Genomic DNA, 25,084 nt, shown 5'->3' with positions numbered 1-25,084 from the left:
TACCGCGCGCCGCAGGCGCGCGGTCGCCGGGGGTTCGTGATGCCCGGGGACAGGCCGTTGCGTGTGCCGCTGCCGGCGCGCGCGGCTGCGCCGCAGCGGGGCGCCGCGCGGGGTAAGCGCGCCAGCAGCGACCCCTGGTACACGGCCCTGTGGCACGCCATCGCCGACGCCCCGCACCTCCCGCCGGCGCCCGGGGCGCCGGCGGGAGGTGCGGGGCGTCGGCGATGGTGTGCCACAGGGCCGTGTACCAGGGGTCGCTGCTGGCGCGCTTACCCGGCTCGGAGCCCGGCTGCGGCGCAGCCGCGCTCGGCGGCAGCTGCACCTGGAACGGAATGTCCCCGGGCATAACGAATCCCAGGCGCTCGCGGGCCTGCGCCGCGATGTACGCCGGATCGCCGAGCTTGCCCTTCTTCTGTTCGAGATCGGCGATCTGCCGGCGCAGCGACGCCTCGCTGGCGGACAGCTGCTCCATCTCGGTGCGCTGCGCGAAATAGGTGCGCACCGGGCCCGCGATGGTCAGCGTCAACACGCAGACCAACGCGGCCAGCACGGCGGCCCGCCGCGCCGTGAAGCCGAGCCGTTGATCGGACCGCTGCTCGACGGACTCGGCCGCCTGCCGCTTGATCGGCTCAACGACGTGCTCCTGCAGCGTGCGCGTTGGGGCGCGGCCAGCCGACGCAACGGGTTTGGACACCGGCTTAGCCGAGCGGCCGCGCCGACCCGATCCGCCGGCCTTCCCCGGGCGCGATGCCGGGGAGCGCCGTTTCGGATCCGGCTTGGCCGCCAAGCTATTTCACCTCGAGCGCGAACCTGGGAAAGGCGAGGTCACCGGCGTAGCGGGCGGCGTCACCCAGGGCCTCCTCGATGCGCAGCAGCTGGTTGTACTTGGCCACGCGTTCGCTGCGGGCGGGCGCGCCGGTCTTGATCTGCCCGCTGCCGACCGCCACCGCCAGGTCGGCGATCGTGGTGTCCTCGGTCTCGCCGCTGCGGTGGCTCATCATCGTGCGATAGCCGCTGTGGTGGGCCAGCGCGACGGCGTCCAGCGTCTCGGTGAGCGTGCCGATCTGATTCACCTTGACCAGCAACGCATTTGCGACCCCCTTCTCGATGCCCTCCTCGAGACGCTCGGGGTTGGTGACGAAGATGTCGTCGCCGACGATCTGCACACGGTCGCCGATCGACGCCGTCAGCGCGGCCCAGCCGTCCCAGTCGTCTTCGGACAGCGGGTCTTCGATGGACACGAGCGGATAGGAGCCGAGGAGGCCGGCATAAAACTCCGCCATCTGCTCGGCGGTGCGGGTCGAGCCTTCGAACGCGTATCCCTTGCCGTCGGTGTAGAACTCGGTGGCCGCGGCGTCGAGCGCGAGCGCCACGTCGGCGCCCAGCTTGAAGCCCACGGCTTCGATGGCCTTGCCGATCAGGTCGAGCGCCGCGGTGGTGCCGGCGACGTCGGGGGCGAAGCCGCCCTCGTCGCCCAAGCCGGTGCTCAGCCCCTGCTTCTTCAGCACGGACTTGAGCGAGTGGTAGACCTCGGCGCCCCAGCGCAGCGCCTCGGCGAAGCTGGGCGCCCCGATCGGCGCGACCATGAACTCCTGGATGTCCACCGCGGTGTCGGCGTGCGCCCCGCCGTTGAGGATGTTCATCATCGGCACCGGCAGGATGTGCGCGTTCGGGCCGCCGAGGTAGCGGAACAGCGGGAGTTCGGCCGAATCGGCGGCCGCCTTCGCCACGGCCAGCGAGACGCCCAGGATCGCGTTGCCGCCCAGCCGCGACTTGTCGGGCGTGCCGTCGAGGTCCACCAGCGCCTGGTCCACCAGCCGCTGGTCGTCCGCGTTGAGCCCGATCACCGCCGGGCCGATTTCGTCCAGCACGGCCTGCACGGCCTTCTGGACGCCCTTGCCGCCGTAGCGTTCGCCACCGTCACGCAGTTCGACGGCCTCGTGCTCCCCGGTCGACGCGCCGGACGGCACCGCCGCCCGCGCGAACGTCCCGTCGATGAGGGCCACCTCGACCTCGACCGTCGGGTTGCCGCGCGAATCGAGGATCTCGCGGGCTCCGACCTGCTCGATAATCGGCACTGGGTTCTCCTTGCGTAGACGTGCCCGGTAGCGGCGCCGGCCGAGGACGCCCCTAGCGTAAAGCCTGATACATCCTGCTACAGCGGGTGACCCGCCGCGTAGGCGGTCGCCCAGTCGCGCACCGCACGCGCGTACACGCCGGAATTGTTGTAGGCCCGCAGGGCGGTGATCCACCCGCGCGGCGTGCCCAGGTCCTTCCCGCGCCAGCACAGGTACCCGGCCGCCGCGAGCGCCGCGTCGTCGATGTTGTCGGGGCTGACCCGGCCGTCGTTGTGGGCGTCGACGCCGTAGAGCCGCCAGGTTTCCGGGATGAACTGCATGGGACCCATCGCGCGGGTGACGCCGTCGCCGTCGGTCACCGATTGCTCGCTGTCCACGATGCGCATGGTCCCGCCGCTGCCGTCCAGGCGAACACCGCGGATGGGCGGGCTCACATCCCCGTTCGGCGACAGCGTCGCGCCGCGGTAGGTGCCGTGGTGGCTTTCGACCTGCCCGATGCCCGCCAGCGTGGTCCAGGCGATGTGGCACTTGGGGTTCTCGACCTCGGCCACCCGGGCCGCGTACGCGTAGGCCTCGAGGGCGATGACCGGGATCTCCAGGGCTGCCGATCGTTGCTGGGCCCAGGCCCGCAGCTGGTCGGCGGGCCTACCACTGGCGTGGGTGTCGACCGCCGGCACCGGATCCCCGGCCGGGGGCGGCACCCCCTCGGGAATGAACAGGCTGAGCTGCCAGGTGCAGCTGGAGGCGAGCAGCATCGCGGTCGCGCCGATCACGGCGACCGCTCGCAACCAACGCCTTGGCGACACCACAGTCCCCTACAACTCCCCTACAACAAAACCTCAGCCATCGTCCCACGAGTTTTGGGAGCACCCGCCCCGTTGCGGGCCCCGACGCACCGAGAAAATCGCGGGCGGCATCGGCCGACGATTAGCTGCCAGCAACGTCGGCTAGCGACACCGGGGCATGCCGACCATCCTGATTGCCAACATCAACGGCGATATTACAGGCCGCTCCGGCGGGCATTCGGCAAACATTTCGAGGATCGCTGCCGCGCCGCGCTCCGGACGGCAATTCAATTCGCCTCAGCACCCTCTTCGGCGCCGCCGGACGGCCAGTGCGCGCGCCACTCCTCCTCGCTGACGTCTCCGAGAGGGGCCGTATCGAACTCGTCCGGCACGCCCCCGCCGCGGCGCGCCGCGGCGACCGCCCTCTCCGCGGCCCGAACGGTGTCAGCGAACTCCAGAACGGCTGTGCGCAGTGCGCTTTCCGCATCCACGTCGGCCGACACCGAGACCGTGGTGATCCCGTCGGGCATCAGGTCGGCGGGTATCCCGGCCTTTTCCGCGCGCGCAATCACCTTCTGAGCCAACGCCAATGCCGGCTGACCGGTGTGTACGTCGTCCATCGCCGACTTCCGCGGCTTCTCGGCCGCCTTGCGCTCCTCCCACTGCGCCAACTGCTCCTCGAGCGAAATCGGTTGGCCGGCAAGCACCCCCGGCACCCGATTGCCCAGCTTGCGCATCAGCGCGGCCGCGACGTCGTCGATGGTGAACGGGTGATGCGGCGCGTCCTCGGCGATGCGCGCGTGAAACAGCACCTGCAGCAGGACATCGCCGAGTTCCTCGCGCAATTGGTCGGCGTCACCGCTGCGCACGGCGTCCAGCACCTCGTAGGTCTCCTCGAGCAGGAACCGGCGCAGCGAGTCGTGGGTTTGCTCACTTTCCCAGGGCCCGGCGGTGCGCAGCTTGTCCATCATCGCGACCGCGTCGACCAGCCGCTCGCCGCGGGGCGTGTCCGGCGCCGAGATCAGCCGCGCGCCGGCGGCCAGGCGAGCGGTGACGGCGGGATGGTCACGGTCGGAGGACAGCAACACCGGTGCCTCGTGCCCGGAGTGGACCGGATGGGCGTCGGGCAACGACCACGGCACCGCGACGGGCATCTCCTCGGTGTATTGCACCTCGCCGGCGAGGTGCTCGATGGCCTCGACCGGCACGAGCGACGGGCGACGCGGATCGAACAAGACGACGATGGAAGTCATCGCGCTCGTCGCTCCTCACTTCTCGCGGGCCCTGCGCTCGTTATACCAATGTCCTTCTGCGGTTCACCCTGCAGAGCGGTCACCAGGTCGGCCACCATCTGGACCAGCTCGACGTCGCGCAGGCGCGGCGCACCGACCCCGCCCTCCCGCGGAATCGGCACCTGCACCGTCGACGTCGTCGCGCGGTAGCGCGCGGCCGGGTACATCCGCTTCAGCCGCACCTGGGCGGAATCCGGCAGCGTCAGGGGCGCAAGGCGCACGGTCGCCTCCGACACGGCCGAGACCTCGGTGATGCCCGCCACCCGGCACAGCAGCCGCAACCGCGCCACGGCCACCAGCCGCAGGGCCGGTTCGGGCAACGGGCCGTAGCGGTCGATGAGCTCCTCGATGACGGCATCGACCGCCGCGTCGTCGGCCGCCGCGGCCAGCCGCCGGTAGGCCTCGAGTCGCAGCCGGTCGCTGGCGATGTAGTCGGGCGGCAGGTGCGCGTCGACGGGGAGGTCGATCCGCACGTCCTTCGGCTCCTCGGCCGTGGTCACGGTGTGTCCGTCGACCGCGGCCCGGTAGGCCTCGACGGCCTCGCCGACCAGCCGCACGTACAGGTCGAAGCCCACCCCGGCGACGTGTCCGGACTGCTCGACGCCGAGCACGTTTCCCGCCCCGCGGATCTCGAGGTCCTTCAGGGCGACGGCCATGCCCGCGCCGAGCTCGTTGTTCTGCGCGATCGTCGCGAGCCGGTCGTAGGCGGTCTCGGTGAGCGGCGTGTGCGGCGGATACAGGAAGTAGGCGTACCCGCGCTCGCGGCTGCGCCCGACCCGCCCACGCAGCTGGTGCAGCTGCGAGAGGCCGAAGGTGTCGGCGCGCTCGACGATCAGCGTGTTGGCGTTGGAGATGTCCAGGCCGGTCTCGACGATCGTGGTGCAGACCAGGATGTCGTATTCGCGGTTCCAGAACCCCTGCACGGTGCGTTCCAGCCGGTCCTCGGGCATCTGCCCGTGCGCGACGACGACGCGCGCCTCCGGCACCAGCTCGCGGACGTGCGCCGCCGCGCGGTCGATCGAGCTGACCCGGTTGTGCACGTAGAAGGCCTGGCCGTCGCGCAGCAGCTCGCGCCGCAGTGCCGCCGCGACCTGCTTGTCGTCGTGCGGGCCGACGTAGGTCAGGACGGGGTAGCGCTCCTCGGGCGGGGTCAGGATCGTCGACATCTCGCGGATGCCGGCCAGGCTCATCTCCAGCGTCCGCGGGATCGGTGTGGCGCTCATCGTCAGCACGTCGACGTGGGTGCGCAGGCTCTTGATGTGCTCCTTGTGCTCGACGCCGAAGCGCTGCTCCTCATCGACGACGACTAGGCCGAGGTCCTTCCAGCGCACCCCGGTCTGCAGCAGGCGGTGCGTGCCGATGACGATGTCGACCGACCCGTCGGCCATGCCCTCGATGACGGCCCGCGATTCGGCGTTGTCGGTGAACCGCGACAGGCCCTTGACCGTCACCGGGAACCCGGCCATCCGGTCGGTGAACGTCTGCAGGTGCTGGTCGGCCAGCAGCGTGGTCGGCACCAGCACCGCGACCTGCTTGCCGTCCTGCACCGCCTTGAACGCCGCACGCACCGCGATCTCGGTCTTGCCGTAGCCGACGTCGCCGCAGATCACCCGGTCCATGGGGATCGGCTTTTCCATGTCGGCCTTCACCTCGGTGATGGCGGTGAGCTGGTCGACGGTCTCGGTGAAGCCGAACGCGTCCTCCATCTCGGCCTGCCAAGGGGTGTCGGGCGCGAACGCGTGCCCGGGGCTGGCCTGGCGTTTGGCGTACAGCGCGACGAGCTCGCCGGCGATCTCGCGCACGGCGCGGCGGGCCTTGGTCTTGGTATTGGCCCAGTCGCTGCCGCCGAGCTTGGAGAGCGCGGGCGCCTGGCCGCCCACGTAGCGGGACAGCTGGTCCAGCGAATCCATCGGGACGTAGAGCTTGTCGGATCCGCCGCCCCGCTTGGACGAGGCGTACTCGAGGACGAGGTATTCGCGGCGGGCGCCGCCGACGGTCCGCTCGACCATCTCCACGAACCGGCCGATGCCGTGCTGGTCGTGGACGACGAGGTCGCCGGCCGTCAGCGCCAACGGGTCGACGGTGTTGCGCCGCTTGGCCGCCAGCCGCTTGCCCTCGACGGCGGTGGCCCGGCTGCCGGTGAGGTCCGCCTCGGTGATGACGACGAGGTTGGCGCCCTCGACGATGAGCCCGTCGTGCAACGGACCCTTGAGGACACCGACGACGCCTTGTTTGGGTGCCGCCCCGCAGTCGAGCATGCCGGCGGGGGTGTCGGACTCGGCGAGCCGCTCGACCACGCGGTGGGCGGTCCCGGTGCCCGGCGCGACGACGGCGGCGTACCCGCCGGTGCTGACGTGCGCGCGCAGCATCGCGAAGATCCCGTCGATGTCGTGGGCATGCCCCCGGGCCGACGGGGACGGCCGCACGTCGAGCTCGATCGCGGACTCGTCGGAGAGCTGGCTCAGCGTCCACCACGGGTGACCGGACTCGGCGGCGGCGGCGCGCACGTCGTCCAGCTCGGCGAACCCGGACCCCCCGAACTGGGTCACGTCCACGGGCGCGTCCGTGCCGAGCGCCGCGACCGACCACGACGCCTCCAGAAACTCGCTGCCGGTCTTGATCAGGTCGGCGGCCCGCCTGCGAACCTTCTCCGGGTCGCAGAGCAGCACCGGCGTGCCCGCGGCCAGCTGGTCGGTCAGCAGCACGTGTTCGCCCGGCCGCAACACCGGAAGGAGCGCCTCCATGCCGTCGACCGCGACGCCCTCGCCGAGTTTGGCGAGCATGTCCGTGACGCTGCCGGTGATCCCGGGCTCCCCGCCGGAGTGCCGGGCGGCCAGCGCGGCGGCCCGTTGCCGCACGTCGTCGGTCAACAGCAGCTCGCGGCACGCCACCGCGATGACCGTGTCGACCTCGATCTCGGGTATCGAGCGCTGGTCGGCGACGGCGAACATCCGCATCTCGCTGACCTCGTCACCCCAGAACTCGACGCGCACCGGGTGCTCGGCGGTCGGCGGGAAGACGTCGAGAATCCCGCCGCGGACCGCGAATTCGCCGCGCCGGCCGACCATGTCGACGCGGCTGTAGGCCAGCTCGACCAGCCGGGCGATGACATCCTCGAACGCGATCTCCTGGCCGACGGTCAGCGTGACGGGCTCGACCAGCCCGAGCTGCGGCGTCATCGGCTGCAGCAGCGAGCGCACGGCCGTCACCACCACCCGCAGCGGTGGCCCCAGCCTCGCGTCGTCGGGGTGGGCGAGGCGCCGCAGCACCGTCAGCCGCGCGCCGACGGTGTCGACCCCGGGTGACAGCCGCTCGTGCGGCAGCGTCTCCCAGGAGGGGAAGGCCGCCACGGCGTCACCGAAGACGCCGCGCAGCTCCGCGGTCAGGTCGTCGGCTTCCCGGCCGGTCGCGGTGACCACCAGCAGCGGACCCAGCCGGGCCAGCGCCGCGCCGACCAACAACCGCGCGCTGGCCGGGCCGACGAGGCTGAGCTCGGGCGGCCGGGCGACCGCGCGGTCGATCAAATCGGAGAAGGTGGGCGCCGTCAGCGCCAGGTCGACGAGCCCGGCTATGGGGGTTTCTGAGTGAAGAGCCCCCGGTCCGGTCATGATGAATCCATTCTAGGCCGGACCTAGGTACCCACCCCTTCCTCGCGCCCTTCCTCGCGGCCGAGGCAAGCCCTACCAGCCCATGGATCGCCACGCGTAGAACGCGCCGTTGCCGATGTCGTGGACGCCGTACGAGTCCCAGTAGTAGTCGTGGCAGACGCTGGTGTCCCACGGAACGGGCCGGCCAGCCGGGTTGGGCTGCCCGGGGCACCAGGTGGTGCACGCCTGGAGGCGCGGGCACGGGCCCGCCTGGGCCGCGGGTGCGGCCAGTTCGGCGCCGCCCCACAGCAACAGCGATGCGGCGCCAGCCACGAGCGCTGCTTTCCCACCACGAATTGTTCGGTTCATGTTGACTCCTCCTGTGCTGGCTGATCCGGCATTGCAACGGATCACAGCAACAGGCGCTTGCAAACTTCTTGCGCCGCTACTCGTCCTTCAGCCGCGGGTCGGCCTCGAGGTGGGTCAGGCCGTTCCACATGAGGTTGACCAGGTGCGCGGCCACCACCTCTTTCTTGGGCTCGCGCGTGTCCAGCCACCACTGGGCCGTCATCGACACCGACCCCACCAGCGCCTGCGCGTACAGCGGCGCCAGCTCCGGGTCCAGGCCACGGCGGGCGAAGTCGCCGGCCAGGATGGAGCTGACCTGGTTGACGGCGTCGTTGAGCAGGCTCGAGTACGTGCCCGAATTGATGGCGGCCGGCGAGTCGCGGATCATGATCCGGAACCCGTCGGTGCGCTCCTCGACATAGGTGAGCAGCGCGAGCGCGACGCGCTCGACCCGCACCCGGGACCGGTTGTTCGTCAGCGACGAGGTGATGCCGTCGAGCAGCGCGGACATCTCGCGGTCGACGACGACGGCGTACAGGCCCTCCTTGCCGCCGAAGTGTTCGTAGACCACCGGCTTGGACACGTTGGCGCGCTGGGCGATCTCCTCGATCGAGGTGCCCTCGTAGCCGCGCTCGGCGAACAGCGAGCGGGCGATGCCGATGAGTTGCTGCCGGCGCTCGGTTCCGGTCATCCGGGCGCGTGGCGCGCGCACCTCTTTGTCGGGCTCTTTCTGCGTCGAGGAGTCCGGAACCGCCACGTCAGTCAGCGTATCGGTTCGTGCGCGAGGGCCGATCCCGTCTAGAGTCTTGGTGGCGCAATCCGTCGTGGTGTAATCGGCAGCACCTCTGATTTTGGTTCAGATAGTTCAGGTTCGAGTCCTGGCGACGGAGCCCGCTTCTTGCCGCGAGCGTGCATGAAATGACACCGTTGACGGCGTGTCGGTGTGCAAACACGCACGCTCGCGCACGAAAGGATATCCATGGCGTTTCGTGGTGACACCGCGGTACTGGTCCTCGCGGCCGGACCCGGCACCCGAATGCGGTCCGACACCCCGAAGGTGCTGCACACCATCGCCGGGCGCAGCATGCTCGCACACTCGCTGCACGCCATCGCCAAGGTGGCGCCCCGGCACCTGGTCGTGGTCCTCGGCCACGAGCACCAGCGCATCGAGCCGCTGGTCGCCGAGCTGGCCGACACCTTCGGCCGCGCGATCGACGTCGCGCTGCAGGACAAGCCCCGCGGCACCGGCCACGCGGTCCTGTGCGGGTTGTCCGCCCTGCCGGACGACTACGCCGGTGTCGTCGTCGTCACCTCCGGCGACACCCCGCTGCTCGACGCCGACACCCTGGCCGGGCTCGTCGCCGCCCACGGCGCGGCGCCCGCGGCCGTCACGGTGCTGACCACGACGCTCGTCGACCCGTCCGGCTACGGGCGCATCCTGCGCACCCAGGACAACGAGGTCATGGCGATCGTCGAACACGCCGACGCCACCGAGTCGCAGCGCGAGATCCGCGAGGTCAACGCCGGCGTCTACGCCTTCGACACGGCGGCGCTGCGCTCGGCGCTGAGCCGGCTGAGTTCCGACAACGCCCAGCACGAGCTCTACCTCACCGACGTCATCGGCATCCTGCGCGGCGACGGCCACGCCGTGCACGCCCGGCACGTCGACGACAGCGCGCTGGTCGCCGGCGTCAACAACCGCGTCCAGCTGGCGCAGCTCGGCGCCGAGCTGAACCGTCGGATCGTCGCCGCGCACCAGATGGCCGGGGTCACGATCGTCGACCCGGCCAGCACCTGGATCGACGTCGACGTCACGATCGGCCGCGACACCGTCGTCCACCCCGGGACTCAGCTGATGGGCCGCACGCAGGTCGGCGCCGGGTGCGACATCGGCCCGTCGACGACCCTGACCGACGTGTCCGTCGGCGACGGCGCGTCCGTCGTGCGCACCCATGGGACGGCGTCGTCGATCGGCGCCGGCGCGACGGTCGGCCCGTTCACCTACCTGCGGCCCGGGACGGAACTGGGCGCCGACGGGAAGCTCGGCGCGTTCGTCGAGACCAAGAACTCCACCATCGGCGCCGGCACCAAGGTGCCGCACCTGACCTACGTCGGCGACGCCGACATCGGCGAGCACAGCAACATCGGCGCGTCGAGCGTGTTCGTCAACTACGACGGCGAGTCCAAGAGCCGCACCACGATCGGCTCGCACGTGCGCACCGGATCGGACACCATGTTCGTCGCCCCGGTGACGGTGGGCGACGGGGCCTACACCGGCGCCGGGACGGTCATCCGCGAGGACGTCCCGCCCGGTGCGCTGGCGGTGTCGGCGGGGCCGCAACGCAACATCGAGGGCTGGGTGCGGCGCAAGCGGCCGGGCAGCGCCGCCGCCAAGGCGGCGGAGCGGGCCGCTCAGGAACCAGAGGGCGACCCGGCGCCGTGAACCGGCGCATCCATGCCCGTCACGTACGATGGGGCGTCCATTTGATCCGAACGGCGAGGGCAGTGCGTTGAGCCACGACTGGACCGACAACCGCAAGAACCTGATGCTTTTTTCCGGGCGCGCGCATCCCGAGCTGGCCGAGCAGGTCGCCAAGGAACTCGACGTCCACGTCACCGCGCAGACCGCGCGGGACTTCGCCAACGGCGAGATCTTCGTGCGCTTCCAGGAGTCGGTGCGCGGGTGCGACGCCTTTGTCCTGCAGTCGGCGCCGGCGCCGGTCAACCAGTGGCTGATGGAACAGCTGATCATGATCGACGCCCTCAAGCGGGGCAGCGCCAAGCGCATCACCGCGGTCATGCCGTTCTATCCCTATGCGCGTCAGGACAAGAAGCACCGGGGCCGCGAGCCGATCTCGGCGCGGTTGGTGGCGGATTTGTTGAAGACCGCGGGCGCCGACCGGATCGTCACCGTCGACCTTCACACCGACCAGATCCAGGGCTTCTTCGACGGGCCCGTCGACCACATGCGCGGACAGAACCTGCTGACGGGCTACATCCGGGACAACTACCCGGACGGGGACATGGTGGTGGTCTCCCCCGACTCCGGCCGGGTGCGCATCGCCGAGAAGTGGGCCGACGCGCTGGGCGGCGTCCCGCTGGCCTTCATCCACAAGACCCGCGACCCCCGGGTGCCCAACCAGGTGGTGTCGAACCGGGTCGTCGGCGAGGTCGCGGGCCGGTGCTGCGTGTTGATCGACGACATGATCGACACCGGCGGCACCATCGCGGGCGCGGTCAAGCTGCTGCACGACGCCGGTGCCAGCGACGTCATCATCGCGGCGACCCACGGCGTGCTGTCCGACCCGGCCGCCGAACGCCTGGCGGCGTGCGGGGCCCGCGAGGTGATCGTCACCAACACTTTGCCGATCGGGGAGGAGAAGCGCTTCCCCCAGCTCACCGTCCTGTCGATCGCTCCGCTGCTGGCCAGCACCATTCGCGCGGTGTTCGAAAACGGTTCGGTGACAGGGCTTTTCGACGGGGACGCCTAGATTCTGTGAGATCGCTGCCCGCCGCGGTTGTCGCGCTTGCGTTGTTTTCGGGCGCGTGTGAGACGAAACCGCCTGACTATCAGTCTATTTGGTCGAAGAGTTCGGCGCCCACCACCAGCACCACCACCGAGAAGCCCGTCCCGCTGTCGCAGTACCTGCAGGGCATCGGGGTCACCGGCAAACAGGTCGCGCCTAATTCGATTCCCGACCTCACCGTGGCGATCCCCACGCCGCCCGGCTGGCAGTTGGCGAACAACCCGAGGATCAGGCCCGAGACCGTGATGATGTCCAAGGGCGGCAAGTTCCCGACCGCGCGGCTGGTGGTGTTTCAGTTGACCGGCAACTTCGACCCGGCCCAGGTGATCAAGCACGGCAACGACGACGCCCAATTGTTCGAGAACTTCAAGCAATTGGACGCCTCGAACGCCGACTTCAATGGGTTTCCGTCGTCGGAGCTCCAGGGCAGCTACGACGCCGACGGCGTTCGGCTGCATAGCTGGAATCGGATCGTCATTCCCACCGGGTCGCCGCCCGCCAACCAGCGGTACCTGGTGCAGCTGACGATCACGAGCCTCGCCGACCAGGCCGTCGCGGAGTCCTCCGATATCGAGGCGATCATCAAGGGGTTTGTGGTCGCGCGGAAGTGATTGGGCTCGTTGGGCCAGCTGCGGCATCTCCGCGTGTTGGCCCATGGTAGCCAGCATCGCCGCCGACAACGCGCAAAACATCCGCCAGACCGCGCAGATCCCGGGGCGCCGGACCGCGCGCGTCTACGCGGTCGGCTCTGCACATTTGCGCGTTACAGCGGATGGTCTTGCCCGCCCGAGGACCGATAGTCGGATCATGACCACAACCGAAACAACCCCCGCCCAGAGCGTTTTCCAGGCCGACCTGCCCACAATCGCCTACGAGCACCTCACGGATCCAAATGACGCCCACTGCGTACTCGCTGACGCCCGCCGGCAGGCGCCCATCGCGATGAGCGACCACGGCCCCCATGTGCTGAGTTACGAGCTGGTCCACACCGTGTTGCGCGACAGCCGATTCGTCACGGCGCACGGCCTCGGGCTCGACCTGCAGGGCATCACCTCGGGACCGCTGTGGGACCGGGCGACCAGCAACATCCTGGGTGTCGACGGCGAAACGCATCACCGGCTGCGCCGGATCGTGTCCAAGGCTTTCGCGCCCCGCGGCGCCGAGCGGCTGCGCGGGGTCATCGTCGAGGTGATCACGGGCCTGGTGGACGCCGTCGCCCCCGCCGGGCACTGCGACGTCGTGTCGGACATCGCGCGCCGCTACCCCACGCCCGTCATCTGCGCGCTCCTGGGCGCCCCCGCCGAGGACTGGCACCTGTTCTCGGCCTGGGTCGACGACATCAAGAAGCTGTTCGAGTGGAACGCCGCCGAGGACGGGCCGGCCATCCTGGCGGCGTGGGAGGAACTCGACGCGTACCTCGAAGACCTGATCGCGCGGCGGAGGGCGGCGCTGTCCGATGACCTGATCTCCGACCTGATCCGCTGCGAAGACCAAGGCGACAGGCTCACCCACGACGAGTTGCTCATGCTCTGCGCCACGCTGCTCGGCGCCGGCACGGACACCACCCGCAACCAGCTGGCCGCCGCAATTCAGGCGTTGGCCGAGCACCCGGACCAATGGGCCCTACTCGCCGCGCACCCCGAGCTGGCGCCCAATGCGGTGCACGAGTTGATGCGTTACGCCCCAATCGTTTTCGGCACCCTGCGGAGGGCGGCGGAGGACGTCGTCATCGCCGGCGTGTGCATTCCCGCCGGCACGCTGATCGGCGCCAACACCGCTTCGGCCAACCGCGACCCCGGCGTCTACGCCGACCCCGACCGGCTCGACATCACGCGAGACGCACAGCCGCCGATGCTGACCTTCGGCGGCGGGGTGCACTACTGCCTCGGCTCCCACCTGGCGCGCCTCGAGCTGATCGAAGGGCTCCGCATGATCACCACGCGGATGCCCAACGCCCGTCTCGCCGGCCCCGCCCCGTGGCCCTCGATGAACGGCATCACCGGACCCACCACGGTCCCTTTGGAATTCGACGTCACTACTGTTGTCAGGCATGGCTGACTGGACCGCATCGGATCTGCCGTCGTTCGCCGGGCGCACCGTGATCATCACCGGCGCGAACGGCGGCCTGGGCGAGGTGACCGCCCGCGAGCTGGCACGCGTGGGCGCGACGATCGTCATGGCCGTCCGCAACACGGGCAAGGGCGAGGCCGCCGCGCGACGGATGTCCGGTGACGTCGAGGTGCGCCGGCTCGACCTCCAGGATTTGGCCTCGGTGCGCGAGTTCGCCGACGGGGTGGACGCGGCCGACATCCTCATCAACAACGCAGGCATCATGGCCGCCCCGTACGCGCTGACGGCCGACGGCTTCGAGAGCCAGATCGGCACCAACCACCTCGGGCACTTCGCGCTGACCAACCTGCTGCTGCCCAAGCTCACCGACCGGGTGGTGACGGTGTCATCGATGGCGCACTGGCCGGGCCGCATCGACCTCGACGACCTGAACTGGAAAACCCGGCGATATTCCGCGTGGCTGGCCTACAGCCAGTCGAAGCTGGCCAACCTGCTCTTCACCGGCGAACTGCAGCGCCGGCTCGACGCGGCGGGGTCGCCGCTACGGTCCCTGGCCGCCCACCCCGGCTACTCGCACACCAACCTGCAGGGCGCATCCGGGAAGAGGCTCAGCGACGCCGTGGTGTCGGCGGCGACCCGGGTGATCGCCACCGACGCCGACTACGGTGCGCGGCAGACGCTGTACGCGGCGTCGCAGGACCTGCCGGGCGACACGTTCGTCGGTCCGCGGTTCGGCTACGTCGGACGCACCCAACCGGTCGGGCGTAGCAGACGGGCCAAGGACCCGGCGACCGCCGCGGCCCTCTGGGACCTCTCCGAGCGGCTCACCGGCACCAAGTTCCCGCTGTAAGCGTCGCCCGTCGCGGCCGGCGCATGTGACGGGTGTGACTCGCCGATTTCCGCTGTACCGCGCGCGTGCGTTACCCTGACCGGGCGTCACGGCGAGGGTGCTCCGGCACCGTTATCGACGGAGACCGACACATCGTCGCGACCCTGGCCGTGCCCCCGAAAACCCGGAGCCGAGCACACAGGAGCGACACATGGCCAAGTCCGCCGTCAATCAACTCAAGGTCGCGGTGCGAGCCGAGACCGGCAAGGGCGCGTCCCGGCGCGCCCGCCGCGAGGGCAAAATCCCCGCCGTCCTCTACGGCCACGGCAGCGACCCGCAGCACCTCGAGCTGCCCGGGCACGACTTCGCGGCCGTGCTGCGCCACGCCGGCACCAACGCCGTCCTCACCCTCGACATCGACGGCAAGGAGCAGCTGGCGCTGACCAAGGCCCTGGACATCCACCCGATCCGCCGCACCATCCAGCACGCCGACCTGCTGGTCGTGCGCCGCGGCGAGAAGGTCACCGTCGAGGTCACCGTCGTCGTCGAGGGCGAAGCGGGACCCGACACCCTGGTGACCCAGGAGACGAACTCCATCGAGATCGAGGCGGAGGCCCTGTCGATCCCCGAGCAGTTGACGGTCTCGGTCGAGGGCGTCGAGGCGGGCACCCAGATCACCGCGGGCCAGGTCGAGCTGCCCCGGGGCGTCAACCTGATCTCCGACCCCGAGCTGCTGGTGGTCAACGTGGTGAACGCGCCCAGCGCGGAGGAACTCGCCGAGGAGGGCGCCGGCGAAACCGCCGAGGCCGAGGAGCCCGAAGCCGAGGCGGAGGCCGAGGCCGAGGCCGAAGAGTCCGAGTAGGCGGATCGCACCGTGGCCGAGCCGTTATTGGTCGTCGGCCTGGGCAACCCCGGGGACAGGTACGCCCGCACCCGGCACAACCTCGGGTTCATGGTCGCCGACCTGCTCGCCGCGCGCCTCGGCGCGACGTTCAAGGCGCACAAGAAGTCGGGCGCCGAGGTCGTCACCGGGCGGCTGGCGGGCCACGCCGTGGTGCTGGCCAAGCCGCGCTGCTACATGAACGAGTCCGGCCGCCAGGTCGGGCCGTTGGCGAAGTTCTACTCCGTGGCCCCGGGCGACCTGATCGTCATCCACGACGACCTCGACCTCGACTTCGGCCGCATCCGGCTCAAGACCGGCGGCGGCGAGGGCGGTCACAACGGTCTGCGCTCGATCGTTGCGGCGTTGGGCAGCAAGGAGTTTCAGCGCGTCCGCATCGGGATAGGCCGGCCGCCCGGGCGAAAGGACCCGGCGGCGTTCGTGCTGGAGAACTTCACCGCCGCCGAGCGCGCCGAGGTGCCGACGATCTGCGAGCAGGCCGCCGACGCCACCGAGCTGCTGATCGAGGAGGGGCTGGAGCCCGCGCAGAACCGCGTCCACGCCTGGTAGCACTGCCGAGCAGTCGCAAAAGCACCGCGACACGCCGTGCGCAACGTGCTTTTGCGTTCCCCCGCAAGCGGGAGGTACCCCCAGCTCGCCGGAGCTACGTGACGAGCGTGACCGACGTCGACCTGCGCAGCTTGCCCGACGGCGTCTTCGGAATGGTCCCGGGGCCGAGCACCACGACGTTGCGCGGGCGGACGTCGACCTCGGCGACCACCTCGTGGGCGACCTGGTGCTCGATGCGGCGCACCTCGACCGGGTCCTGCCACGCGTTGGACTCGACGGCGACGGCGAACGTCTCGCGCGAGTGGCCGGCGTCCAGTCGTACCGCGACCGCACACCCGGGCCGCACGCCCTCGACGCGGGACGCGGCCCGCTCGATGTCGGTCGGATAGATGTTGCGGCCGGCCATGATGATGACGTCCTTCACGCGGCCGCACACGACGATGTGGCCCTCCTCGGTGAGGTAGCCGAGGTCGCCGGTGTCGTACCAGCCGTGCTCGTCCTGCGCCGGGATGAAGCCGCCCATGGTCAGGTAGCCGGGCGTCAGCGACTCGCCGCGCAGCTCGATGACGCCGACGCCGCGCGCGGGCATCACGTTGCCGTTCTCGTCGATGATGCGCGCCTCGAGGTCCTTGAGCAGCGGTCCGAGGGTGGCCAGGCGGCGGGTGTTGCCCTTGCTGGCAGGCACGGCGCGGCGCAGGGCGGCCAACAGGTCAGCGTCCACCTCGTCGACCACCAGACCCGAGTTGCACTTGGAGAAGGACACGGCCAGCGTCGTCTCGGCCATGCCGTAGGCCGGCAGGATGGCCGACGGCCTCAGCCCGAACGGCCTACCGGCGTCGAGCAGGTCCTCGACGTCGGCCGGCTCGACGGGCTCGGCACCGGACAGGGCGAAGCGCAGCGTGGACAGGTCGAAGTCGCCCGGCTTGGCGTTGCGGCGCAACCGCTTGGCCAGCAGCGCGTAGGCGAAGTTGGGCGCCGCGGTCATGGTGCCCTTGTACTTGTCGATGAGCTTGGCCCACAGCAGCGTGTCGCGCAGGAAGTCCATCGGCGTGACCTTGACCAGTTCGGCGCCGAAGTACATCGGGATGGTGAGGAAGCCGACCATGCCCATGTCGTGGAAGCAGGGCAGCCAGCTGACCATGACGTCCCTGTCGACGTCGTACTCCGCGCCGATGAACATCGCCTCGGCGTTGGAGTAGATGTTGCGGTGGGTGATCTGCACGGCCTTCGGCGAGCCGGTCGAGCCGGACGTCAGCTGCATCAGCGCCAGGTCGTCCTCGCCCACCTCGATCGGGTCGATCGGCTCCGACGCCAGCAGGTCGGCGACGGTGAGGACCTTGATGCCCTTCTCCTCGAGCACCGGGATGGCCACCGTGAACGGCTCGGAGACGATGACGGCCTTGGCCTCGATCATGCCGATCACCGTCATGGTGTCCTCGGCCCAGACGGCCAGGTCGGTGCGCGGCGTGGGCTGGTGCAGCATGGTCAGGCTGGCGCCGCGCATCCAGAGGCCCTGCGCCGTCGGCGCGATCTCGACGGGGAAGCCGGCGAGCACACCGACGGCGTCGCCGAGGCCGATTCCCGCGGCGGCGAGCCCCCCGGCGATGCGGCGGGCGCGCTCGTGCACCTCGCCCCAGGTATGGCGGACCGGGTCGTGGGGTTCACCGGTGACCATGCCCGTCGTCGTCGTGCGGGCATTGTGGTACATCTTCTCGGTAAACCTGCTCACGAAAACCTCCTCGGTTTAAGCGCATGCCCAGGGCCCGGAAATCTCATCCTCCGCCCGCCGGGTAACGCTTGGTAGCAGGCGCGCGAGCACAGTTGCGCGGCGGTTAGGTCGCGAATCGGTGATGATGCCGACCAGACAGCGGCGCGGCGTCCGGACGAATGCCCGCCCGACGTCTGAAACTGCTTACCGGTATTCGTCACCGCGAGCCATCTTAAACTCCTCTTAAGTAACTAACAAACCGTCGCGCCCGATGAGGGAAATTTCACACCTCGGAGGGCGCCGGCACGACGCGGGCGCCGGCGACCGGCCCGGTCGCGACCCGGACGGTGCGGCAGACTCCCGCGCCGGACAGCTCGGTGCCGACGTCGACCGCCGCGGCCGCCGACGGGCACAGGAACGCACACGTCGGGCCGGACCCGGAGACGATGCCCGCCAGCGCACCGGCCTGCTTGCCGGCGCGCAGCGTGCGGCGCAGCTTCGGGTTCAGGCTCACCGCCGCGGCCTGCAGCTCGTTCCCCAGCAGCGGCGCCAACTGGGCGGCGTCGCCGGCGGCCAGGGCCGCCAGCACCGGGCCCGGCGCGGCGAGCCGCGGCGGATTCTTGGCCTCCCTGAGCCGGTCCAGCTCGGCGAAGACGGCGGGGGTGAGCAGCTCGCCGTCGGCGAAGGCCAGGACCCAGTGAAACGTGTTGCGCGACAACACGGTCGCCAACTCCTCCCCGCGGCCGGTGCCCAACGCGGTGCCGCCGTGCAGCGCGAACGGAACGTCGCTGCCCAGCCGCGCGGCGAGCATGCGCAGGTCGCGGCGCGGCACGTTCAGTTCCCACAGCGAGTTCATCGCGACCAGCACGGCCGCGGCGTCCGCGCTGCCGCCGGCCATGCCGCCGGCCACCGGGATGGACTTGTCGATGAGGATCGAGACGTCGGGCGCGCGGCCGACGTGTTCGGCCATCAGTTCGGCCGCCTGCCAGGCCAGGTTGCGTTCGTCGGTGGGCAGCTTGTCGGCGCCCTCGCCGACGAGCTCGAGCGACAGCACGTCGGCGTTGCGGACCGTCACCTCGTCGAGCAGCGAGACGGCCTGGAACACCGTCGTCAGCTCGTGGTAGCCGTCGTCGCGACGGTCCCCGACGGCCAGGTACAGGTTCACCTTGCCGGGCACCCTGACCGTGACCGACCCGGTGGGCACCCACTGCGCGGCGGTGTTGCCGTCAGACATGATCAGCCACGGCTGCAGACTATCCCCGCCGCGGGGTGGACGACACGCACCAGTGCCGACACGTCAGCTCGCCGAGGCCTGCGGCTCCGATTCCGGATTGCCGTCGCCGCCGTTGGGCGAGCGCCGCAACAGCCGCACGAAGTCGTCGATCGACAGCGTCTCGCCGCGACGGGCGGGGTCGATGCTGGCGGCCAGCAGCCGGTTCGCCGACTCGTGACCCGAGCCCGCCCACTCGGCGAACGCGTTGCGCGCCGTCTTGCGCCGCTGCGCGAACGCGATGTCGACCAACTCGAACACCCGACGGCGGAAGGCGTCGTCGGTGGGCCAGGGCGAGGCCTCGTACCGGTCGATGCGCACCAGCCCGGAGTAGACGCGCGGGATGGGCCAGAAGACGGTCGGCGACACCATGCCACAGCGGCGGACGCGTCCGAAGAAGCGGACCTTGACGCTGGGCACGCCGTACTCTTTTCCGCCCGGCTCGGCGGCGAGCCGTTCGGCCACCTCGGCCTGCACCATCACCGTCACGGTCCGCACCGACGGCAGCTCGGCGAGCAGGTGCAGCAGCGCCGGAACGGCGACGTTGTAGGGCAGGTTGGCCACGACGGCGGTCGGCTCCGGCCCGGGGGCGAGGTCGCCGCGCCGCAGCGTCAGGATGTCGTGCTCGACCACGGTCAGCCGCTGGCCCTCGCTGTGGGAGTGCTCGGCGACGGTCTGCGGCAGCCGGCCGGCCAGCACCGGGTCGATCTCCACGGCGGTGACGGCGGCGCCGCGGTCGAGCAGCGCCAGGGTGAGCGAGCCGAGGCCGGGCCCCACCTCGAGCACGTGGTCGGCGCGGTTCACCCCGGAGGTGGAGACCACCCGTCGCACCATGTTGGCGTCGTGGACGAAATTCTGCCCGAGAGATTTCCGGGGCCGGATTTCCAGCTCTTTGGCCAGCCGCGTGATCTCGGTGCGACCGAGCAGCCGGATCGTCAGCTCGCCCCGGCCCTTCCGCTGCACACCGGCCAGGCGCCCCAGCCCTGACGCTCGCGCGTCACCTCGGCGACGGCGATCTGCTCTTCGCGGCTGGCGAGGTCGGCGCGGGGCGCGAACCGCAGGCCGCCGTTGCGCTCCCACGTGCTCTGGTCGAACTGCACCCCGCCGTAGTACCCGTTTCCGGTGTTGATCGCCCAGTTCCCGCCGGCCTCGCAGCCGGCGATGGCGTCCCAGATCGAACCGTTGGTCACGGGCGGCACGTCGGTGCCGGGCTTGGTGCCCACGCGGACAACGGCGTCGCGGGCGGGCGCGATCACGGTGTTGGCGATGGGCAGCCGGCCGGTCTCGACGCCGTTGACGGTGGCCACGGCGAAGGTGACGTCCTGCGTGCCGGGGCTGCCAGGATCCTCGACGACCTGGCGGCTGACGTTCATGTCCGGGTCCTCGACCCGGTGAGACGTCGGCGGCAGCGGGATCCGCTCGGTGACCTGGCGGATCCGATTGCGGGTCACCTGGATTTGCATCCCGTCGACGATCGGCGAGTTCGCGGCCGGCACCACCTGGTCGCTTTCCAGGAGCGGCGCGCCGACGGCGCTCAGCAGCGCACCGACGCTGGCCGCCGGGAGGTGCACCGAGCGCACGGCGCCGCCGTCGTTGATCTGGACCGTCTTGGCGCTGACGACGGGCAGTGCCATCCCCGCCAGGGGGACGCGGCTGCCGCGGGACGCAGCGGCCGGGGCGGTGTCGGTCATGGCCAGCTGGGCGAGCGCCTCGTCGACGGTCGACGCCGTGGTCCACACCTGCTTGGTGTCGTGGCCGTCCAGCGAGATCTGCAGCGGACGGCTGCGCCGCAGCACGATGTTCGCGGCGTCGCGCACCTGCACGTCGGCGGCGGGGTACAGGTCGTCACGCTCGTCGACCGAGTAGCCGTTTTCCTGGACGATGTCGATCACCCGCGACTTCATCGTGGTCACGCGCATCGCGACGCCGTCGACTGTCAGCGTCACCGTCTTGGACACGGAAACCGCGAACCCGCCGGCGAAGGCCAGGACCAGGAGCAGCCCTCCGACCACGAGCCGCAACATGGGTGATTGATTCTGATGAAGTTTTGTCAATACGTTCAAGACACTCAAGCGCTTCCGACCTCAGTAACCACTAGCAACCGCTTCGACGACCAAGTACTGCAGAAAATGACAAAGATTATGCGGAGGGGCTCAGCGCCCACCCGCATGATCACAAGACGGTAACGAACCGGCCAATGTTGAGCAACTCCAACGCGGGCCTATGGACGGATTCACTCGACCGCCGACCCCAGTCCATACACCCGTTGCGCATTGCTCGTGGTGACGGCGGCGATCTCCTCGGCAGGGCGATCCACCAGCTCAGCGATCGCGCGCACCGTGTAGGGCAGGCAGTACGGTTCGTTCGCTGCCCCCCGGTAGGGGTGTGGCGTCAGGAACGGCGCGTCCGTTTCGACCAGGAGCTGCTCCCCCGGTATCAGCGGAACGGCTTCCCGCAGGGCGCGGGCGTTACGGAAGCTGGCCGTTCCCGACAAGCTCAGCAACCACCCCGCGTCCACGCATCGGCGGGCCATCGCGGCGTCGGAGGAGAAGCAGTGGAATATCACGGTCTCGGGGGCGCCCTCGGCGGCCAGCACGTCGAGCACCTCGGCGTCGGCCTCGCGGTTGTGGATCATCAGCGGCTTTCCGCACCGCTTGGCCAGGTCGATGTGCCAGGCGAACGCCTCGCGCTGAACGGCCGGTTCGGCGCAGCCCTCCAGCCGCCCCGGCCAGTACAGGTCCAGGCCGGTCTCGCCGACCGCCACCACCCTCGGGTGCGCCGCCAGCCGCTCGATCTCGACGCGGGCCGCGTCGTCGAGCGCGCCGGCGCGGGTCGGGTGCAGCGCGACCGCGGCGTACACCCTCCGATCCCAGTCGGCGGCCCGCGTCACCCAGCGCGCCGAGTCCAGGTCATCGGCGATCGTGACCATCGCGCCGACGCCCACCGCCTCGGCGCGGTCCGCGATCGCGGTCACCCCGTCGGCGTCGCGTGCCCCGCACGCGTCGAGGTGGGTGTGGGCATCGATCAGCGGCGCCAGCGGCTCCGGGGCGGGGGGCATGTCGCGTTCACTCGCTCGGCTGGAGGCCACCGCCACACAATAGGGTGAGTCTCGATGAGGCCCTACTACGTCACCACCGCGATCACGTACCCCAACGCCGCACCGCACCTGGGGCACGCGTACGAGTACATCGCCACCGACGCGATCGCGCGGTTCAAGCGGCTCGACGGCTTCGACGTGCGCTTCCTGACCGGCACCGACGAACACGGCCTGAAGGTCGCCCAGGCGGCCGCGGCCGAAGGGCTGCCCACCGCCGACCTGGCCCGCCGCAACTCCGACGTCTTCCAGCGCCTGCAGGAGAAGTTGAACATCTCCTTCGACCGCTTCATCCGGACCACCGACGCCGACCACCACGCGGCCTCGCAGGAGATCTGGCGCCGGATGGAGGCCGCGGGCGACATCTACCTGGACACCTACGAGGGCTGGTATTCGGTGCGCGACGAGCGGTTCTTCGTCGAATCCGAGACCGAGGTCGTGGACGGCGTCCGGATCGCGACGGAGACCGGCACCCCGGTGACGTGGACCGAGGAGCGGACCTATTTCTTCCGGCTGTCGGCGTACGCCGACAAGCTGCTCGCCCACTACGCGGCCAACCCGGACTTCATCGCCCCCGACGTGCGGCGCAACGAGGTCGTCAGCTTCGTCTCCGGCGGGCTGCGCGACCTGTCGATCTCGCGCACCTCGTTCGACTGGGGCGTCAAGGTGCCCGACCACCCCGATCACGTCATGTACGTCTGGGTCGACGCGCTGACGAACTACCTGACCGGCGCCGGCTTCCCCGACACCGAATCCGACCTGTACCGCCGGTATTGGCCCGCCGACCTGCACATGATCGGCAAGGACATCATCCGGTTCCACGCCGTCTACTGGCCGGCGTTTCTGATGTCGGCCGGCATCGAGCTGCCGCGCCGGGTGTTCGCGCACGGGTTCCTGCTCAACCGCGGCGAGAAGATGAGCAAGTCGGTGGGCAACATCGTGGCCCCGGACGCCCTGGTGGACACGTTCGGCGTCGACCAGGTGCGCTACTTCCTGCTGCGCGAAGTCCCGTTCGGCCAGGACGGCAGCTACAGCGACGAGGCGATCGTCAGCCGGATCAACGCCGACCTGGCAAACGAGCTCGGCAACCTCGCCCAGCGCTCGCTGTCGATGGTGGCCAAGAACCTCGGCGGCGTGGTGCCCGAACCCGGTGAGCTGACCGAGGCGGACACCGGTTTGCTGGCGGCGGCCGACGCGTTGCTGGATCGGGTGCGGGCCCACTTCGACGAGCAGGCGATGCACCTGGCGCTGGAGGCGATCTGGCTGATGCTCGGCGAGGCCAACAAGTACTTCTCCGCGCAGCAGCCCTGGGTGCTGCGCAAAAGCGAGTCCGAGCTCGACCAGGCCCGGTTTCGCACCGTCCTCTACACGACGTGCGAGGCGGTGCGGATCGCTGCCCTGCTGGTCCAGCCCGTTGTGCCCGATTCGGCCGGCAAGTTGCTGGACCTGCTCGGGCAGCCGCCGGACCGCCGCGCGTTTTCCGCCGTGGGCGTGCGATTGGTCCCGGGCACGGCGCTGCCGGCGCCCACGGGCGTCTTTCCCCGCTACCAGCCGGCAACGGAAGTTGAATGAACAGCAAAATTTCCGTCCGGCAATAGGCTCGCAATACGCAATAATCGGGCCGTGGACCGAAGACGCAACCCGCAGCAGGCCGAGTCACCGATGACGGCGCTGCAGCAACTGCCCGCCCTGGTCGTGCTGGAGCGGATTCCGGTTCCCGTGCTCGCCATCGCGCACGACGGCAGCATCCTGTTCACGAACACCGCGTTTGCCGAGATGCTCGGCTACGAGCCGGAAGAAGTCCTGTGCCTGAAGTTCCACCAGATCTTCCATGAGGCGCCGGCGTCCGAGTCCCTCCTGTCGGTCGTCCACGCGCTGGCCAACGAGGTCGTCGAGTTGGCGCACAAGGACGGCTCGGTCGTGCGCGCGCTGATGAGCCGGTCGGCGGTGCGACGGGCGGACGACCAGTTCGCCCTCGCGGCCTTCCAGGACCTCACCGAACAGCTCTGGCAGGAGGGCCGTTAGCCGACCCGCGCGCGGCGGCGCGGCAGCCCGCCGGAGACCATGAGGCGGAAGTAGGCGAACGACGGTGCGCTGCCGGCCGCCAACCGCGGTAACGAAAGCGGGTCGCTGTGGCGGTCGGCGAACCCCGGCGTGGTGGACAGCGCCCAGCGCACGCCGCAACCGCGCAGGACATCGCGGGCGCGGCCGTCGAAGTCCTGGGGCTGCCCGTTGGGGTAGGCGAATACCCTTGGCGCTGAGCCGGTTTCGCCCCGGATCGCGCGGCACGAGTCGGTGATCTCCCGCTCGACCTTGTCGTCGCCGCACCGCGCGAGGATCGGGTGCGTCACCGTGTGCGGATACAGCGCGACCAGGCCGTCGCGCGCCATCTCACGCGCCTCCGTCCAGGTCAACATCCGGAACGGGCCCGGGTCGCCGTCGTCGCGGTGGCCCAGGGCGCCGAGGACGTCGTCCAGGACGGCGATGCGTCGGTCGTCGGCCAGGTCCTTCAGCGCCTCCACCGCGGCCCCGTAGGTTCGGCCGCGGCTCGCGGCACCGTCGAGCGAACGGGTGCCGAGCCCCAGCACCGACAGGTCCACCCTGGCCGCGGTGGTGCGGGCGACAGCGAGCCACAACCGGTCGGGCCACAGGGTTTCGTCGCTGCCGATCGGGCCCGTCGCGAGAAACAGCGCCGCCGGCAGCTTCAGTTCCCGCAGCACCGGCAGCGCGTGCGTCGCAAGGTTTCGGGTGCCGTCGTCGAACGTGATCGCCACCGCGCGCGGCGGCAGCGTGCCCGCGGCGAGCCGGCCGAGGGCGTCCTCAAGCGGCAGGACGTTGAAATGCTCTCGCAGATAACGCATTTGACGGCGGTACAGCGCCGTCGCGGTCACATGCCGGCACGGCGGTGACAGCGGGCGGTCGGTCACGCCATGGAACATCACGATCGCGAGCCGGTCGCGGTGCCGACGCCGCGTCAGCGCCGGCACCCCCGCGGCGCACAGCAGCCCGGCCGCGATAACGCGGATGGCCGGTCGCATCGCGCGGT

The 25,084-nt window shown here is 70.3% G+C and carries 21 protein-coding genes, 1 tRNA gene and 1 pseudogene; 10 read left to right on the top strand and 13 right to left on the bottom strand.

Going from position 1 to position 25,084, the window contains the following annotated elements; all coding sequences use genetic code 11:
• Positions 1 to 175: 175 nt before the first annotated feature.
• The 7 genes and pseudogenes from GPY60_RS05295 to GPY60_RS05265 form a co-directional block, all read right to left on the bottom strand.
• A pseudogene (locus tag GPY60_RS05295) lies at positions 176 to 787 on the bottom strand (FtsB family cell division protein); the annotation flags it as partial.
• Between the two features lies 1 nt (position 788).
• Positions 789 to 2,078 carry a phosphopyruvate hydratase gene (eno, locus tag GPY60_RS05290; protein WP_156686575.1) on the bottom strand — a complete coding sequence of 430 codons (1,290 nt, stop codon included), beginning with the start codon at positions 2,076 to 2,078 and terminating at the stop codon, positions 789 to 791.
• 77 nt (positions 2,079 to 2,155) lie between these two features.
• Positions 2,156 to 2,884: a lytic transglycosylase domain-containing protein gene (locus GPY60_RS05285; RefSeq protein WP_156686574.1), complete on the bottom strand. Its 729-nt coding sequence runs from the start codon at positions 2,882 to 2,884 to the stop codon at positions 2,156 to 2,158.
• A 266-nt stretch (positions 2,885 to 3,150) separates the two neighbouring features.
• A complete protein-coding gene (locus GPY60_RS05280) occupies positions 3,151 to 4,116 on the bottom strand; it encodes a nucleoside triphosphate pyrophosphohydrolase (RefSeq protein WP_156686573.1) in 966 nt (321 codons plus the stop codon).
• Positions 4,113 to 7,763, bottom strand: a complete 3,651-nt coding sequence (mfd, locus tag GPY60_RS05275) for a transcription-repair coupling factor (protein WP_156686572.1) — start codon at positions 7,761 to 7,763, stop codon at positions 4,113 to 4,115. Before mfd ends, GPY60_RS05280 begins: the two co-directional genes overlap by 4 nt.
• A gap of 72 nt (positions 7,764 to 7,835) precedes the next feature.
• Entirely contained in the window at positions 7,836 to 8,075 is a 240-nt protein-coding gene (locus GPY60_RS05270) for a hypothetical protein (protein WP_156686571.1), read from the bottom strand.
• Between the two features lie 112 nt (positions 8,076 to 8,187).
• Positions 8,188 to 8,781, bottom strand: coding sequence for a TetR/AcrR family transcriptional regulator (locus tag GPY60_RS05265; protein WP_156686594.1), 594 nt, complete (start codon positions 8,779 to 8,781; stop codon positions 8,188 to 8,190).
• A gap of 127 nt (positions 8,782 to 8,908) precedes the next feature.
• On the opposite strand from GPY60_RS05265, the gene GPY60_RS05260 reads away from it, so the two are divergent.
• The 8 genes from GPY60_RS05260 to pth all read left to right on the top strand — a co-directional run bounded on the left by GPY60_RS05260 (position 8,909) and on the right by pth (position 15,966).
• Positions 8,909 to 8,980: transfer RNA gene (locus GPY60_RS05260), tRNA-Gln, on the top strand.
• 89 nt (positions 8,981 to 9,069) lie between these two features.
• Positions 9,070 to 10,533, top strand: a complete 1,464-nt coding sequence (glmU, locus tag GPY60_RS05255) for a bifunctional UDP-N-acetylglucosamine diphosphorylase/glucosamine-1-phosphate N-acetyltransferase GlmU (protein WP_156686570.1) — start codon at positions 9,070 to 9,072, stop codon at positions 10,531 to 10,533.
• 67 nt (positions 10,534 to 10,600) lie between these two features.
• Positions 10,601 to 11,581, top strand: a complete 981-nt coding sequence (locus GPY60_RS05250; RefSeq protein ID WP_156686569.1) for a ribose-phosphate diphosphokinase — start codon at positions 10,601 to 10,603, stop codon at positions 11,579 to 11,581.
• 5 nt (positions 11,582 to 11,586) lie between these two features.
• A complete protein-coding gene (locus GPY60_RS05245) occupies positions 11,587 to 12,228 on the top strand; it encodes an LpqN/LpqT family lipoprotein (protein ID WP_156686568.1) in 642 nt (213 codons plus the stop codon).
• 196 nt (positions 12,229 to 12,424) lie between these two features.
• On the top strand, positions 12,425 to 13,675 hold the full coding sequence (locus GPY60_RS05240) for a cytochrome P450 (protein ID WP_156686567.1): 1,251 nt from the start codon (positions 12,425 to 12,427) through the stop codon (positions 13,673 to 13,675).
• A complete protein-coding gene (locus GPY60_RS05235; RefSeq protein WP_156686566.1) occupies positions 13,668 to 14,537 on the top strand; it encodes an oxidoreductase in 870 nt (289 codons plus the stop codon). The genes GPY60_RS05240 and GPY60_RS05235 overlap by 8 nt, the downstream gene beginning before the upstream one ends.
• 190 nt (positions 14,538 to 14,727) lie before the next feature.
• The gene (locus GPY60_RS05230) at positions 14,728 to 15,378 is read left to right on the top strand and encodes a 50S ribosomal protein L25/general stress protein Ctc (protein WP_156686565.1); all 651 of its coding nucleotides are present in this window, start codon (positions 14,728 to 14,730) and stop codon (positions 15,376 to 15,378) included.
• A 12-nt stretch (positions 15,379 to 15,390) separates the two neighbouring features.
• Positions 15,391 to 15,966 (top strand): aminoacyl-tRNA hydrolase, encoded by a 576-nt coding sequence (gene pth, locus GPY60_RS05225; protein WP_156686564.1) that lies wholly within the window; start codon positions 15,391 to 15,393, stop codon positions 15,964 to 15,966.
• Positions 15,967 to 16,060: 94 nt separating this feature from the next.
• On the opposite strand, the gene GPY60_RS05220 is transcribed toward pth, so the two are convergent.
• From GPY60_RS05220 to GPY60_RS05200, 5 genes are all read right to left on the bottom strand, one after another.
• Positions 16,061 to 17,695 (bottom strand): fatty acyl-AMP ligase, encoded by a 1,635-nt coding sequence (locus tag GPY60_RS05220; protein ID WP_156686563.1) that lies wholly within the window; start codon positions 17,693 to 17,695, stop codon positions 16,061 to 16,063.
• Positions 17,696 to 17,957: 262 nt separating this feature from the next.
• Entirely contained in the window at positions 17,958 to 18,914 is a 957-nt protein-coding gene (locus tag GPY60_RS05215) for a 4-(cytidine 5'-diphospho)-2-C-methyl-D-erythritol kinase (protein WP_197283544.1), read from the bottom strand.
• Positions 18,915 to 18,971: 57 nt separating this feature from the next.
• Positions 18,972 to 19,916 carry a 16S rRNA (adenine(1518)-N(6)/adenine(1519)-N(6))-dimethyltransferase RsmA gene (gene rsmA / locus GPY60_RS05210; RefSeq protein WP_156686592.1) on the bottom strand — a complete coding sequence of 315 codons (945 nt, stop codon included), beginning with the start codon at positions 19,914 to 19,916 and terminating at the stop codon, positions 18,972 to 18,974.
• Complete coding sequence (locus GPY60_RS05205) at positions 19,880 to 21,007, bottom strand: resuscitation-promoting factor (protein ID WP_197283543.1); 1,128 nt, start codon at positions 21,005 to 21,007, stop codon at positions 19,880 to 19,882. The genes rsmA and GPY60_RS05205 overlap by 37 nt, the downstream gene beginning before the upstream one ends.
• A gap of 170 nt (positions 21,008 to 21,177) precedes the next feature.
• The gene (locus GPY60_RS05200; protein ID WP_370462649.1) at positions 21,178 to 22,002 is read right to left on the bottom strand and encodes a TatD family hydrolase; all 825 of its coding nucleotides are present in this window, start codon (positions 22,000 to 22,002) and stop codon (positions 21,178 to 21,180) included.
• A gap of 54 nt (positions 22,003 to 22,056) precedes the next feature.
• On the opposite strand from GPY60_RS05200, the gene metG reads away from it, so the two are divergent.
• Both metG and GPY60_RS05190 read left to right on the top strand, forming a co-directional pair.
• Positions 22,057 to 23,610: a methionine--tRNA ligase gene (metG, locus tag GPY60_RS05195; RefSeq protein ID WP_156686560.1), complete on the top strand. Its 1,554-nt coding sequence runs from the start codon at positions 22,057 to 22,059 to the stop codon at positions 23,608 to 23,610.
• A gap of 90 nt (positions 23,611 to 23,700) precedes the next feature.
• Positions 23,701 to 24,063, top strand: a complete 363-nt coding sequence (locus GPY60_RS05190) for a PAS domain-containing protein (RefSeq protein WP_156686591.1) — start codon at positions 23,701 to 23,703, stop codon at positions 24,061 to 24,063.
• On the opposite strand, the gene GPY60_RS05185 is transcribed toward GPY60_RS05190, so the two are convergent.
• Positions 24,060 to 25,076, bottom strand: coding sequence for a polysaccharide deacetylase family protein (locus tag GPY60_RS05185; RefSeq protein ID WP_156686559.1), 1,017 nt, complete (start codon positions 25,074 to 25,076; stop codon positions 24,060 to 24,062). The genes GPY60_RS05190 and GPY60_RS05185 overlap by 4 nt on opposite strands.
• Between the last annotated feature and the right edge of the window lie 8 nt (positions 25,077 to 25,084).

This window comes from Mycobacterium sp. Marseille-P9652, assembly GCF_902652685.1.
Lineage (GTDB): Bacteria > Actinomycetota > Actinomycetes > Mycobacteriales > Mycobacteriaceae > Mycobacterium.
The sequence above is the reverse complement of the archived record's forward strand: the minus strand, read 5'-3'. Positions and strand labels throughout refer to the sequence as shown.